General features: G+C 61.2%; 13 protein-coding genes. 4 read left to right on the plus strand and 9 right to left on the minus strand.

The window, feature by feature from the left end; translation table 11 throughout:
* Positions 1-247 precede the first annotated feature (247 nt).
* Positions 248-2,245, minus strand: a complete 1,998-nt coding sequence (locus tag WA145_RS14450) for a peptidase U32 family protein (protein WP_422582251.1) — start codon at positions 2,243-2,245, stop codon at positions 248-250.
* A gap of 150 nt (positions 2,246-2,395) precedes the next feature.
* Here WA145_RS14450 and WA145_RS14455 point away from each other — a divergent pair, with 150 nt between their 5' ends.
* Entirely contained in the window at positions 2,396-4,765 is a 2,370-nt protein-coding gene (locus tag WA145_RS14455) for a DNA polymerase II (protein ID WP_422582252.1), read from the plus strand.
* A gap of 171 nt (positions 4,766-4,936) precedes the next feature.
* The gene (locus WA145_RS14460; protein WP_422582253.1) at positions 4,937-5,413 is read left to right on the plus strand and encodes a cupin domain-containing protein; all 477 of its coding nucleotides are present in this window, start codon (positions 4,937-4,939) and stop codon (positions 5,411-5,413) included.
* Between the two features lie 33 nt (positions 5,414-5,446).
* Here WA145_RS14460 and WA145_RS14465 read toward each other — a convergent pair whose 3' ends face one another.
* On the minus strand, positions 5,447-6,346 hold the full coding sequence (locus WA145_RS14465) for a DMT family transporter (protein ID WP_422582254.1): 900 nt from the start codon (positions 6,344-6,346) through the stop codon (positions 5,447-5,449).
* Between the two features lie 327 nt (positions 6,347-6,673).
* Positions 6,674-7,012: a winged helix-turn-helix transcriptional regulator gene (locus WA145_RS14470; protein WP_422582255.1), complete on the minus strand. Its 339-nt coding sequence runs from the start codon at positions 7,010-7,012 to the stop codon at positions 6,674-6,676.
* Positions 7,013-7,116: 104 nt separating this feature from the next.
* Between WA145_RS14470 and WA145_RS14475 the strand changes: the two genes are divergently transcribed.
* Positions 7,117-7,686, plus strand: a complete 570-nt coding sequence (locus tag WA145_RS14475) for a carboxymuconolactone decarboxylase family protein (RefSeq protein WP_422582256.1) — start codon at positions 7,117-7,119, stop codon at positions 7,684-7,686.
* Between the two features lie 15 nt (positions 7,687-7,701).
* Here WA145_RS14475 and arsJ read toward each other — a convergent pair whose 3' ends face one another.
* From arsJ to WA145_RS14505, 6 genes are all read right to left on the minus strand, one after another.
* Positions 7,702-8,940, minus strand: a complete 1,239-nt coding sequence (gene arsJ, locus WA145_RS14480) for an organoarsenical effux MFS transporter ArsJ (protein ID WP_422582257.1) — start codon at positions 8,938-8,940, stop codon at positions 7,702-7,704.
* A gap of 144 nt (positions 8,941-9,084) precedes the next feature.
* Positions 9,085-10,086 (minus strand): ArsJ-associated glyceraldehyde-3-phosphate dehydrogenase, encoded by a 1,002-nt coding sequence (locus WA145_RS14485; protein WP_422582258.1) that lies wholly within the window; start codon positions 10,084-10,086, stop codon positions 9,085-9,087.
* A 24-nt stretch (positions 10,087-10,110) separates the two neighbouring features.
* On the minus strand, positions 10,111-10,437 hold the full coding sequence (locus WA145_RS14490) for a YnfA family protein (protein ID WP_422582259.1): 327 nt from the start codon (positions 10,435-10,437) through the stop codon (positions 10,111-10,113).
* Between the two features lie 7 nt (positions 10,438-10,444).
* Positions 10,445-10,939, minus strand: a complete 495-nt coding sequence (locus tag WA145_RS14495; protein ID WP_422582260.1) for a tyrosine-protein phosphatase — start codon at positions 10,937-10,939, stop codon at positions 10,445-10,447.
* 18 nt (positions 10,940-10,957) lie between these two features.
* Positions 10,958-11,668 carry an arsenical resistance protein ArsH gene (gene arsH / locus WA145_RS14500; protein WP_422582261.1) on the minus strand — a complete coding sequence of 237 codons (711 nt, stop codon included), beginning with the start codon at positions 11,666-11,668 and terminating at the stop codon, positions 10,958-10,960.
* Positions 11,669-11,692: 24 nt separating this feature from the next.
* On the minus strand, positions 11,693-12,466 hold the full coding sequence (locus tag WA145_RS14505) for a metalloregulator ArsR/SmtB family transcription factor (protein WP_422582262.1): 774 nt from the start codon (positions 12,464-12,466) through the stop codon (positions 11,693-11,695).
* Between the two features lie 149 nt (positions 12,467-12,615).
* Here WA145_RS14505 and arsB point away from each other — a divergent pair, with 149 nt between their 5' ends.
* Entirely contained in the window at positions 12,616-13,683 is a 1,068-nt protein-coding gene (gene arsB / locus WA145_RS14510; protein WP_422582263.1) for an ACR3 family arsenite efflux transporter, read from the plus strand.
* Positions 13,684-13,762 lie beyond the last annotated feature (79 nt).

Here is a 13,762-nt window from a genome sequence, read left to right on the forward strand (position 1 = left end):
GGCTGATATAGCCCACTGCGCCGCCCTGGCTCTGGGCGCTGCCGGGTTGCGGCTGGTGGAGGATATGGCCCTTCATTTTGCCGATGATATGCATCTCGCGGGGCTTGCAGTCGAACTTCAACCCGTAGGATGGGTTGAGCAACGCGATACCCATCGGCAATTGCGCGCTCAACGCAGCCAGTCGCCCGGACAAAAAGCCTGATGGGTATCGCTGCGCTCCACCCATCCTACGGATTACCGCTTTGCTCTAGCGCTTGATGGTCTTGAGCAGATCGTCCGGGGTGATATAGCCCACCGCGCCGCCGTTGCTCTGGGCACTGCCGGGCTGCGGCTGATGGAGGATATGGCCCTTCATCTTGCCGATGATATGCATCTCGCAGGGCTTGCAGTCGAACTTCAGGGTCAGCACTTCGTCCTGATGGATCAGCTGCATGTCCGAGACCTTGGTGCGCACGCCGGTGACGCCTTTGGCCTGCTTGGGGCAGAGGTTGAAGGAGAAGCGCAGGCAGTGCTTGGTGATCATCACCGGCACATCGCCCGCCTCTTCATGGGCCTCGTAGGCGGCGTCGATCAGTTGCACGCCGTAACGTTTATAGAAGGTGCGCGCCTTGTCGTTGTAGACGTTGGCGAGGAAGGTCAGGTGCGATTCCGGGTACACCGGCGCTGGCACGCTGACCGGCTTGCGCCCGCCACGCGGGTGGGCGGCGACGCGGGCCTGGGTCAGCGCCTCGATGGCTTCGCGGCGCAAGGCCTTGAGTTGTGAGCCGGGCACAAAGGGCACGGCCTCACAGTCAATCTGTGCGCCAGTGCTGTAGTAGATAGTGGTGCCCAGCTTGCTCAAGCCATCGGCCAATTGCTCGCGGGCTTGCTCGGCATCCTTGGCGGCGGCGAACGGCCCAGTCAGGCTGACGCGGGCACTGATGCCTTCTTCACTGGTGACGCTCACACTCAACTGATCACCCTGCACGGCCAGCTGCCAGCTGACGGCAATACGGCGCTCGGCGGAGGTTTTCTGCAGGGCCTGCTGCCAGTTGTGGTCGAGGTTGCGATTGAGCGGATGCTGCGGGCGCACGCGGTGCATGGCCTCGGGCATCTCATTAGGCTCGACGCGGTAGCGGTAGCGCTTCTCGCCGTCTTCTTCAAACTCGCCTTTCAGCTCGCAGATGTTGCTGCGAAAACCGACCACTTCGCGCTTGATCAGCACGTTCAGGCCATCGCCGTTGGACAGCAGCGTGTCGGTGACGGCAATCAGGTCGCGCTTGTTCACTTTCTCGATATAGCCCACCGCCAAGCCGGTAAAGGTCGGCGAGTCGAACGCACCGATGTCCACCTTGCGGTCGGTGACGAAATAATCGGTGCTGCCGCGGTGGAAGGTTTTGTCGGTATCGGGGGTGAAGAAGTGCTCGGTGCGGCCGCTGGCGGCGCGGGCCAGGTGCGGGCGCTGCTCAAGAATCGCATCCAGCTCGCGGCGGTAATGCGCGGTGATGTTCTTCACGTAGCTCATGTCTTTGTAGCGCCCTTCGATCTTGAACGAGCGCACGCCGGCATCCACCAGATGGATCAGATTGTCGGTCTGGTTGTTGTCCTTCATCGACAGCAGATGCTTATCAAAAGCCACCACGCGGCCCTGATCGTCCTTCAAGGTGTACGGCAGGCGGCAGGCTTGCGAGCAGTCGCCGCGGTTGGCGCTGCGGCCGGTCTGCGCGTGAGAGATATTGCACTGCCCGGAGAACGCCACGCACAGCGCGCCGTGAATAAAGAACTCCACCGCCGAATCGACGTTGCGGCAGATATTGCTGATCTCTTGCAGATTCAGCTCGCGGGCCAGCACCAGCTGGGAGAAGCCGGCGTTATCGAGGAAGCGGGCTTTTTCCAGGGTGCGGATATCGCACTGGGTGCTAGCGTGGATTTCGATGGGCGGCAGGTCCATTTCCATCACGCCCATGTCCTGCACGATCAGCGCATCGATGCCCGCCTCGTAGAGCTGCCAGATCATCTGCCGCGCCGGTTCCAGCTCATCCTCATGCAGGATGGTGTTGAGGGTGACAAACACCCGCGCATGGAACAGGTGGGCAAACTGCACCAGTTCGGCGATATCGGCCACGCTGTTGCTGGCGTTGTGCCGCGCGCCGAAGCCTGGCCCGCCGATATACACCGCATCGGCGCCGTGCAGGATGGCTTCCTTGGCAATCGCGGTATCGCGCGCCGGGCTCAGTAGTTCGAGGTGGTGCTTGGGCAGGGACATGGTTTCGCTATCGGGCAGTCAATCAGGGCGGGCATTTTACTCCTAAAGGCGGATTTGTCTGTGCCCGCCTGGCAGCAGACCAAAACACTGTATAGGCATACACATAAGAGCTGCGTAGAATTGCCCGATCTGAACGTTTAGGTGGTGGCAGTGGACTTACAACAGGGCTTTCTGCTGACCCGGCACTGGCGTGATACGCCGGCCGGCACACAGGTGGAGTTCTGGCTGGCCACCGATAACGGCCCCCGGCATATCCGCCTGCCCTATCAGCCCTCCGTGGCCTTTATTCCGGCGCAGCAGCGCGAGCAGGCCGAAGCGCTATTAAGCAAAGAGCGAGGCGTTGAGCTGCGCCCGCTGGGCCTCAAGGATTTTCACCAGCGCCCGGTGCTGGGCCTGTATTGCCAGCAACATCACCAACTGATCGACCTCAGCAAACTGCTGCGCCGCGCCGGCGTTGAGGTGTATGAGGCCGATGTGCGCCCGCCGGAGCGCTACCTGATGGAGCGCTTTATCACCGCGCCAGTGCTATTTGCCGGCACGCCCGACCCGAGTGGCAATGGCCTGCTGCTGGATGCACAGATCAAGCCCTGCGCGGATTACCGCCCTACCCTCAAGCTGGCCTCGCTGGATATCGAGACCAATGCCTTTGGCGAGCTGTACTCAATAGCCATCGAAGGCTGCAGCCAGCGCAACGTGTATATGCTCGGGCGCACGCCGGAACAGCCGCCGCAGGTGGACTTCCAACTGGAATACTGTGCCAGCCGTGGCGAGTTGCTCGAACGCCTGAATGGGTGGATGGCGCAGCACGACCCGGACGCCATCATCGGCTGGAACCTGGTGCAGTTCGACCTGCGCGTGCTGCACGAACATGCGCGCAACCTGGCCATTCCGCTGCGTTTGGGACGCGATGGCAGCGAGATGCAGTGGCGTGAACACGGCAGCGGCAACGGCCACTTCTTTGCCGACGCCGCCGGCCGCTTGATCATCGACGGCATCGAGGCGCTGCGTTCGGCGACCTGGAGCTTCCCCTCGTTCAGCCTGGAAAACGTCGCGCAAAGCCTGCTCGGCGAGGGCAAGGATATTGCCACGCCCTACCAGCGCATGGACGAAATCGACCGCATGTTCCGCGAGGACAAACCGGCCCTGGCGCGCTACAACCTGCGCGATTGCGAGCTGGTGACGCGGATCTTCGCTAAAACCGCGATTCTCGACTTTCTGCTGGAACGGGCCACCGTCACCGGCCTGCCCGCCGACCGCAGCGGCGGCTCGGTGGCGGCCTTCGAGCATCTGTATCTGCCGCTGATGCACCGCCGCGGCTTTGTCGCGCCGAACCTGGGCGACAACCCGCCCCAGGCCAGCCCCGGCGGTTTCGTCATGGACTCACAGCCGGGGCTGTACGAGTCGGTGCTGGTGCTGGATTACAAGAGCCTGTACCCGTCGATTATCCGCAGCTTTCTGATCGACCCGGTGGGACTGATCGAAGGCCTGCGCCAGCCGGATGATGCGCACTCGGTGCCGGGCTTTCGTGGCGCGCGCTTCTCCCGCAGCGAGCACTGCCTGCCGAGCATTGTCGAGCGCGTATGGCAGGGCCGCGAGGCAGCCAAGCGCGAACACAACGCGCCGCTGTCGCAGGCGCTGAAGATCATCATGAACGCGTTCTACGGCGTGCTCGGCTCCAGCGGTTGCCGCTTCTTCGATACGCGCCTGGCCTCCTCCATCACCCTGCGCGGCCACGAGATCATGGCCCGCACCCGCGCGCTGATCGAGGCCGAAGGCTATGCGGTGATCTACGGCGATACCGACTCCACCTTCGTCTGGCTTAAGCGCCCCCACGGGGAAGACGAGGCGGCGCAGATCGGTCGCGCCCTGGTGACCAAGGTCAATGCCTGGTGGGGCGAGCACCTGCGTGATGAATACGGCCTGCAAAGCGCATTGGAGCTGCAGTTCGAAACCCATTACAGCCGCTTTCTGATGCCGACCATCCGCGGCGCCGAAGAAGGCAGCAAGAAGCGCTATGCCGGTCTGATCACCCAGACTGACGGCAGCCATAAGATGGTCTACAAGGGCCTGGAAACCGTGCGCAGCGATTGGTCGCCGCTGGCCCAGCAGTTCCAGCGTGAACTGTACGAGCGCATCTTTCTGGGCCAGCCCTATCAGGATTATGTGCGTGACTATGTCGCGCGCACCCTGAATGGCGAGCTGGACGAGCTGCTGGTCTACCGCAAACGCCTGCGCCGCCTGCTCAGCGATTACGAGCGCAACGTGCCGCCCCATGTACGCGCCGCGCGCCTGGCCGACGAGTACAACGCCGCCCACGGCCGCCCGCAGCAATACCAGCGTGGCGGCTGGATCAGCTATGTGATCACCAGCGCCGGCCCGCAACCGCTGGAAGCGCGCAACGCCGCCATCGACTACGACCACTACCTGACCCGCCAGCTGCAACCGGTGGCCGACGCCATATTGCCGTTTGTCGACGACGACTTCGCCACCCTGATCGGCGGACAGTTGGGGTTGTTCTAGCTGATCGATATAAGGCTGCGCCTAACGGTTATAGCCACCCTCCCACTTTCGGCTAACTTCAACTAGGTAATCTGATCGCGCAGAGTCGCCCCTGTGCCGTAGCCCTACCCTCGCCTCTATCGCGATAAGTCCTGGCCGCACATTGTTCAACCTGAACGAGAGGAAAGCATGATGAACACCTATAAACCTGTCGCTATTGCCCTGGCGATGCTCGGCTGTGCGGGCATGGCCTCCATCACCCTGGCGGAGGAAAACGGATTTATTGCGGCTACCGCGACAAATCTGCAATGGGCCGCCGCACCCTCGGTGGGACCGGGCGCGATGATCGCCGTGATCGAAGGCGACCTGAAAGCCGCCGAGCCTTTCACCCTGCGCTTGAAGCTGCCGGCCAATACTAAAATCGGTGTGCACACCCATCCCGTGACCGAGCGCGTCACCGTTATCTCGGGCACCTTCTACTTCGCCCCCGGCGACACCTACGATGCGGCCCAGGCCAAAGCCTATCAACCGGGCGATACCCTGATCATTCCCGCCGGAATGAAGATGTATGCCGCCAGCCACGACCAGGAAACCGTGCTGCAACTCCACGGTACGGGCCCCTGGGGGATCCATTACCACAACCCGGAGGACGACCCGAGAAACCACTGAGTTGCACCACAACCATAAGGCGCGCGGCGTAGCCTACGCCGCGCGTACCACCGCCTGCGGTACGACTTTGGCTTTACGAAACACCAGCACGTTACCCAGCATCACCAGCACCAGGCCCAGCAGCGCCGGGGCGGTCCACTGGTAGCCTTCGGCAAGCACCGAGATATTCAGCGCCACCACCGGGAACAGTACGGTGCAATAAGCCGCGCGCTCCGGGCCCATGCGCCCGACCAGGGTCAGGTAGGCGGTAAAGCCGATCACCGAACCGGGAATCGCCAGGTACAGCAGGGTGCCGATATAGCGGGTATTCCACTCAAAGGTGAACGGCGTGCCGCTGACCAGGCAGATCGCCACCAGCATCAGCGCGCCATACAGCATGCCCCAGGCATTGGTGGTCAGCGGCTTGAGGCCGGCCTTCTGCTGCCGGCTGGAAAGCATATTGCCGGCGGAGAAACACAGGGTGCCGATCAGCGCCAAGCCGATGCCCAACAGGGTTGCATGGCTGGCTTCCTGCCCGGCCAGTTCCGGCCAGAACATCAGCGCCAGCCCGCCGAGGCCCAGCGCACCGCCGGCCAGCACATTGGCGGCGATCTTCTGCTTGAAGAACAACCGCGCATTGAGCGCATTCCACAGCGTTGCGGTGGAGAAGATCACCGCCACCAGACCGCTGGGTATCCACTGGCTGGCGGTGTAGAAGCACAGAAAGTTGATGCAGAACAGACACAGCCCCTGCACCAGGCAGATCAACTGGCCGCGCTTGTCCATTCTTTGTAGGCGACCACTAAGCAGCAGGATGGCAAACAGCACGGCGGCGGCCAGGGCGAAGCGATAGGCGATGGAGGCGGCAATCGCCACCTCGCCCAGTTGCAGCTTGAGAGCGATCCAGGTGGTGCCCCAGATCATTACGGTCAACAGATAAAGCGACAGGTTCATCAACAGACTCCCAGTAGATGGATGAGAGTCTGCGCCTGATCAGCCCTGACGCTCTTGCATAAACTTGCGCTTATTACGTGCTAAGGCCGCTTTTGCAGGTTGGCTGAGTGGCGCAGAACCGAGGACTGGGGAACACCCACATACCCGCGCGCCGCGTAACCCCACAAGCGGTGACCGGCCAGATACATCTAAGCGTGATCCGCGCACCTAACGTTTGGTCCGAGCGCAGCCTTATACCATCGGCGGCCATGATGATATCCAGCCTGCCCCTTGTTAATCCGGCAGCGCTCAACTGAAGGCCTACAAAAAATTGAATACCTGGTTATTTCACACCGAATACTTGCCTTGCAATTCTTTTAATTTCAATAAAATCCCATACAACTCAAGCCCAAACGGCGTTAACTGGTACTCAACTTTCGGCGGAACTTCTGCATACACGCGCTTTTCAACTACTCTGTAGTTTAGCAGGCGGGCTATATTCTGATTGAGCACCTTTGTAGTTAACCCTTCTACCAACTTAACCAGTTTTCCTGGACGATTGACGCCTCGCACAATATGTTCCAGCAAAACCATTGTCCACTTGCAACCCAGACAATCAATTAGCATTTGCTCAAAATTCGCCGGCTTTACAACAGGCTGTATTAATTTATTCTTTTCCACACTCATCGTCAGTTACCTCAAAGTACTTACCTTACTGCCAAGTACCCGCTTGATCGGCTGATTTTCTGCATCTATGCTGCCCGAACCACAATTCACCCAAGGTCTTAACCATGACAAAATTTACGCTTTTTGACGAAAAAACGGCCTCAAGCGCCGCTCGACCCATTTTGGCGAAAACCAAGCAGGCCTTCAATATGATTCCCAATTTAGAGCGGACCATGGCCCTAGCACCGGCGCTATTGGAGTCTTACTCTTCTGCCTGGGCGGCATATAGTCAAACTTCGCTTTCTGAGATCGAACAGCAGATCGTGTATCAAACGGCTAACTTTGAAAATGAATGTAACTATTGCGTGCCCTGGCACACCTTACTGTCTCAACAAGCCAAAATGTCAGAACCGGATATTCACGCGCTGCGTACAGGCCGCAAACTGTCAACAGACCGCTACGAACAACTAAGACGATTTACTCAAACCCTGATTCGTACGAAAGGAAAAGTCGTACAAGCGGATATCGATGCTTTCTATGAGGCAGGCTTTACTCCACAACAAGCTCTTGAGGTGGTATTAGGTATTGCCATTAAAACGATGAGCAATTACACCAACTCTATAGCCGGCACTCCTCTAGACAGCATTGTTAAAAGCTATCACTGGAAAAAGCCTACTATTGAAATTCAAGAATAGGCTCTCAATTTAAGTTTATGGTAGATAAGGTCTGACAGGGTCCTGTCGATGCCGAGGCAACCCGATGGAAATCAACGCCGCCAACAGCACAAAGGCCGAGGACACCCACAGGCACGCCTCCAGGCCATAGGCCTGATACACCCAGCCCGACAGCAGCGTGCCAATCAGCCGGCCGAGGGCGTTGGACATGTAATAGAAGCCGACATCCAGCGACACGCCGTCTTCCTTGGCGTAGCTGACGATCAGGTAGCTGTGCAGCGAGGAGTTCACCGCAAACAACGCGCCGAACAGCAGCAGCCCGCCGAGCAATACCCACTGCGCCGGCAAGTCGCTATCCAGACCGAGTGCAATAGCCGCCGGCAACCCGGCCAGCACGGCAGCCCAGGCAAATGCCGCGCGACCATCCGGCAGCCGCCCGCTGGCCTTGCCTGTTATGGTCGGGGCAAAGGACTGCACAATCCCGTAGCCGATCACCCAGGCCGCGAGAAAGCCGCCGACCAGCCAGAAATCCCAGCCAAATACGCTGGACAGGTACACCGGCAGCGCCACCACAAACCACACATCGCGCGCGCCGAATAAGAACAAGCGTGCGGCCGAGAGGCTATTGATCGCCCGGCTCTTGGACAGCAGGTCGCGGAACTTCGGCTTGGCCTTGGCCTTGCCCAGATCCTTCTTCAGCAGCAACAGGCTGGCCAGCCAGATCAGCGCCAGCACGGCGGCCATCGCCAGCACCGCGCCGGCGAAACCGAGCAGCGCCAGCAGCGCGCCGCCCATAAAAAAGCCCACACCCTTGAGCGCGTTTTTCGAGCCGGTCAGGATCGCCACCCACTTGTACAAAGTGCCCTGCTGGTTGTCCGGCACCAGCAACTTGATCGAGCTCTTGGCGCTCATCTTATTCAGGTCTTTGGCGATGCCGGACAGGGCTTGCGCGCCCATCACCCAGGGGATGGTCAGCCAGGCCGCCGGCACCGTGAGCATCAGCAAGGCCGCCACCTGCAGGCCCAGGCCGATATTCATGGTGCGATTAAGCCCCAGCCGCGCGCCCAGATAACCGCCGACCAGATTGGTCACCACGCCGAAGGTTTCGTAGAACAGAAACAGCGCGGCGATCTGCAGCGGCGTGTAACCCAGGCTATGGAAATGCAGCACCACCAACATGCGCAGCGCACCGTCGGTCAGGGTAAAGGCCCAGTAGTTGCCGGTGACCAGCAGGTATTGGCGCACTTCGGGGGCTAGGCGGGATAAGGCGTGCATGGGAGAAATCCTGTGCCGATTGGGCAAAAGCCGATGGGTAGCGCTGCGCTTAACCCATCCTACAAACTACTGATCTGCGGCGTTGGCGTAGGGTGGGTTAGCCGAAGGCGTAACCCACCACCAGGCCGCGAGGCCGGCCACGGGTCATGCCAGGCCGACCAGCCGCGCCAATTCCACCGCGCGGCTGGCGTAGCCCCATTCATTGTCGTACCAGGCGTAGATTTTGACCTGGGTGCCGTTGACCACCATGGTCGACAGCGCATCGATAATCGAAGAGCGCGGATCAGTGCGGTAGTCGATCGATACCAGCGGCCGCGCTTCATAACCCAGAATCCCGGCCAGCGGTCCGTCAGCGGCAGCTTTCAGCAGCGCATTGACCTCCTCCACCGTGGTGGCGCGCTCCACCTCGAATACGCAGTCGGTCAGCGAGGCGTTGGCCAGGGGTACGCGCACGGCGTGGCCATTCAACTTGCCGCGCAGCTCGGGGAAAATCTCGGCAATCGCCGTGGCCGAACCGGTGCTGGTGGGAATCAGGCTCATGCTGGATGCGCGGGCGCGGCGCAGGTCCTTGTGCGGCGTATCGAGGATGCTCTGGGTATTGGTCAGATCGTGGATAGTGGTGATCGAACCGTGGCGAATGCCGAGGTTTTCGTGGATCACCTTGACCACCGGAGCCAGGCAGTTAGTGGTGCAGGAGGCGGCGGTAACGATGCGATGCTGCGCCGGGTCGAACAGCTGCTGGTTGACGCCCATCACGATATTCAGCGCGCCCGGCTCTTTCACCGGCGCGCAGACCACCACACGCTTTACGCCCTGATCCAGATAGCCTTGCAACACCGTGACGGTTTTCATCTTGCCGCTGGCCTCAAGCACCAGATCGCAGCCGCTCCAGTCGGTATCGGCAATCGTCTTGTTGGCCGTGACCTGGATACGCTTGCCGTCGATCAGCACGCACTCGCCTTCACTGCTGGCCTCATGCTGCCAGCGGCCATGCACCGAGTCGAAATTCAGCAGATGGGCATGGGTGGCGGCATCGCCGGCCGGGTCGTTGATCTGCACAAATTCCAGTTCCGGCCAGCCCCAGGCGGCGCGCAGGGCCAGGCGACCGATACGACCAAAACCGTTGATACCTACCTTAATAGTCATGGATAAATCCCCTCTTAAAAGTGATCAGGCGCTACGCGGCGCAAATATAATGATCGCCATACCGAGCAGGGCCACAGCGGCGCCCAGCAGGTCCCAGTGGGTCGGGCGAATGCCGTCCACCAGCCACAGCCAGATAATCGCCATGGCCACATACACCCCGCCGTAAGCGGCATACACCCGCCCGGCGGCAGTTGGATGCAGAGTCAGCAGCCAGGCGAACAGCGCCAGCGCGGCGGCGGCCGGCAGCAGCAGCCAGATACTCTTGCCCTGCTTGAGCCACAGGTACGGCAGGTAACAGCCGATGATCTCGGCCAGCGCCGTCAGGGCGAACAGGCCCAGGGTGTTGAGCATGTTCACCTCAATGGCCGAACTGGGCGATCCAGCCCGCATGGGCCGGATGCCGAATGGCTTTCGGCCGCAGCGCCTGCACCAGGCTGATGGCCTCGCTGCGCTCAATACCCAGCTCGATCAGGATGCGCGCGGCGATCAGCCCGGTGCGCCCGGAACCGCCCTTGCAGTGAATGGCGATGGCCTTGTCGGCCGCCAGCAGCTCAGCCATCTGCGTCATGGCCGCCGGCCAGGCGGCGTCGAAATCGGCCAGCGGCACCTGCTCATCGGCCACCGGCAAATGCAGCCAGAGCAAGCCTTGCGCAGCGCACAGGGCGGGCAAATCGCTAGCAGCGTTGTGCGCCAGTTCGGCGTAGGGCATCAGGGTCAACACCGCATCGGCGCCGGCCTGTTGCAGGGTGCTCAGGGCACTGTCGAGGCTGCTGTCTTTGGTGCCCGGGCAGGGGGTAAAGATCAGCCGACCGGGGCGATTGGGAATGCTGAGAACATCAAAGGGATGGGACATTCGCATTGATCCTGAGAGTTAAATGGCGGCCTGATTGACCCGTTTAGACAGCTGCTCGGCGGATTCCTTGCGCTCGGAGTAGCGGTCCACCAGGTAGTCGGCCTGGCCGCGCAGCAGCAGGGTGAACTTGACCAGCTCCTCCATCACGTCGACCACCCGGTCGTAATAGGCCGAAGGCTTCATCCGCCCGGCGTCGTCGAATTCGAGAAAAGCCTTGGCCACCGAGGACTGGTTGGGGATGGTGAACATGCGCATCCAGCGCCCGAGCACGCGCATCTGGTTCAGCGCATTGAAGGATTGCGAGCCACCGCTGACCTGCATCAGCGCCAGGGTCTTGCCCTGGGTCGGACGCACCGCGCCCATGCTCAGCGGAATCCAGTCGATCTGCGCCTTGAACACCCCAGTCATCGCACCATGGCGCTCCGGCGAGCACCAGACCATGCCCTCGCTCCATTGCGCCAGCTCGCGCAGTTCCTGCACCTTGGGGTGATCCTCGGGGGCGTCGTCCGGTAGCGGCAGGCCGCTGGGGTTGAAGATGCGCGTTTCGGCACCGAACTGTTCGAGTAGACGCGCGGCTTCCTCGCTCAGCAGGCGGCTATAAGAGCGTGCGCGATTGGAGCCATACAACAGCAGAATGCGCGGCTTATGCGCTGCGGCCGGTTGTGCCAGTTTGTCCGGCGTGGGAATGTCCAGCAGTTCGGCAGCGATATTGGGCAGTTCGGCTTTCATGGTCTGGCTCCGGTAAACAGGGCATCAGCCGCACAGCGCGGTGCGATCGGGACGCTCACGCATGCTGTGCAGGCGCAGGCGATCTTCGGCCAGTTGTGGATCATCAGCCTTGAGCACCTGATTCAGGGTCTCACCGACCCAGGCCGGCAGCTGCGGATGCAGGCGGTAATACACCCACTGCCCGGCGCGGCGGTCCTGCAACAGACCGCTGCTGCGCAACTGGGCCAGGTGGCGGGATATCTTCGGCTGGCTTTCCTCCAGGGCGGCGGTCAGCTCGCACACGCACAGCTCGCCCTCCAGGGCGATCAGCTGGGTCATGCGCGCGCGGGTGTCGTCGGCCAGGCACTTGAACAGGGTCACCGGCGCGAGCATCTGCAGCGGTGCTTGAGCCTTGTTCTTGACCAGCACGAACATCTTGATGCGTTCGTGAATCTGCTGCAGACAGTGCTTGTAGGCATTGCGCTGGCGGCTGTTGGCCGGGTCCTCGAAATCCCAGGCGATATACTCGCCGGCCCCGGGCAAGGTGCTGCACTCGAAGGCGGACTTGTCACACAGGGTGATCACATAGTCGAACTGCTGGCCGTCGAAGCTTTCCAGAGGCTTGCTGTGCAGGCCTTCGGTGCTGACGCCCAACTGCTCCAACGCCAGACGGGCGCGGGGGTCGACTTCATCCGGCTGGGTGCCGGCGCTGAAGGCCTCGTAGCCTTCGGGGTCGGTATGACGCAGCAGGGCTTCGGCCATCTGCGAACGGGCGGCATTGGCTACGCAGAGAAACAGCACGCGGGGTTTTAAGCTCATGGCAGAAGCATCACGAAAATACGGTTTGGCGAATATATTGCCAACCGTATATCTTGTAAACCGCATATTCAGCCTGCCCATCTCGACCCAGATCACTACCACGCGTTCGGGCCCTGGCTAAACGCGTGACTCGTCCCAAGGCCTCCAGCATGAGCAATATTCTTGAATCCTCAGTCCCGCAGGCCAGCTCGCCGCTGGGCTTGTTCGAGCGCTACCTGACGCTCTGGGTGTTTCTCTGCATTATCGGCGGCACCCTGCTCGGCTTGTATGCGCCTGAGGCCGCTAAGGCGGTGGGCGCATTGCAAATCGCCCAGGTGAATATCCCGGTGGGTCTGCTGATCTGGGTGATGATCATCCCCATGCTGATCAAGATCGACTTCAGCGCCATCGCCGAGGTCTACCAGCAGCGCGCCGGCCTGGGCGTGACCCTGAGCATCAACTGGCTGATCAAACCCTTCACCATGGCCTTGATGGCCTGGCTGTTTCTGCGCCATGTATTCGAAGGCTGGCTGCCGGCCGAGCAGATCGACAGCTACGTGGCCGGGCTGATTCTGCTGGGTGCCGCGCCCTGCACCGCCATGGTCTTCGTCTGGAGCAACCTGTGCAGGGGCAACGCCAACTTCACCCTGACCCAGGTGGCGATCAACGACCTGGTGATGGTGTTCGCCTTCGCCCCCATCGTCGCCCTGCTGCTGGGCGTGTCGTCGATCCCGGTGCCCTGGGACACCCTGCTGCTGTCGGTCGTCATGTATATCGTTATCCCTCTGGCCATCGCCCAGTTTATCCGCGCGCGTTTGCTGCGCCGGGGTGATGCGGCCTTGCAAGGGGTGCTGGCGCGTATCGGCCCATTTTCCATCCTCGCCCTGCTGGCCACCCTGGTGCTGCTGTTCTCCTTTCAGGGCCAGACCATCGTTGCGCAACCCTTGATCATCGCCATGCTGGCAGTGCCGATTCTGCTGCAGACCCTGTTGATCGCTGCGCTGGGCTACTGGCTGTGCCGCCAGCTCAAGGTGCGCCACGATGTGGCCGGGCCGGCGGCGATGATCGGTGCGTCGAACTTCTTCGAGCTGGCCGTGGCGGTGGCCATCGTGCTGTACGGCTTCAACTCCGGCGCGGCGCTGGCCACGGTGGTCGGTGTGCTGATCGAGGTGCCGGTAATGCTCTGGCTGGTGCGCATGGTCAATAACAGCAAGGGCTGGTACGAGGGCCGGGCCTGATGAGCACTGAACAGCGCTTGCACAATCTTGCGCATTTCTCGGTGCGAGGGGCTGGCACGCCAGCATGCCCGGCGTAGCA

Origin of the sequence: Pseudomonas sp., assembly GCF_049301935.1 — a bacterium.
Classification (GTDB): Bacteria; Pseudomonadota; Gammaproteobacteria; order Pseudomonadales; family Pseudomonadaceae; genus Aquipseudomonas.